This window comes from Psychrobacter sp. 1Y4, assembly GCF_051847555.1.
Genome location: NZ_JBPYDE010001117.1, coordinates 1 through 526, shown reverse-complemented (window position 1 = coordinate 526; position 526 = coordinate 1). Strand labels below are relative to the sequence as shown.

At 47.7% G+C, this 526-nt stretch carries 1 protein-coding gene; it reads right to left on the bottom strand.

From position 1 onward, the window contains the following. A partial coding sequence (locus ACS8FC_RS20715; protein ID WP_439298168.1) for a mechanosensitive ion channel family protein occupies positions 1 to 517 on the bottom strand: 517 nt, incomplete at its 3' end. Positions 518 to 526: the final 9 nt, after the last annotated feature.

Below are 526 nucleotides of genomic sequence, written 5' to 3'. Positions count from 1 at the left end.
TCAGATCTTTGGCTATTTTGATATCCGCATCATAGCCAATACCTACTGTGATATCGACGCGGCGATTGGGCAACGCGGTATAGTTGACAACTGGTGAGGTTGTGATGTCGCTATTCGGAATGATGATGTCGTGATTGTTAATCGTTGTCAGATGCGTGTTGACCAACGTAATCTCGGTCACCGTACCCGTATAGCTGCTGATTTGCACATAGTCACCGCGCACAAATGGGCGAAAAGTCACAATCATGATGCCAGCGGCAAAATTCGATAGCTGATCCTTTAGTGACAAACCAACCGCCACCGCGGCACCACCTAAGATAGCAACGACCGAGGTGGTCTGTACGCCAACTTTGCTAAGTGCGGCTAAGACCACGACAACCAATAGCACGCCATACAACAGACGACTTAGAAAGCCAGAGACTGTTTCATCTAAATGACTACGCGTCATGAGACGGCCAGAGAAGTCGACTGCTTTTTTGGCAAGCCAACGTCCAACGATAAATATAATTATTGCCAAAGCCACCTT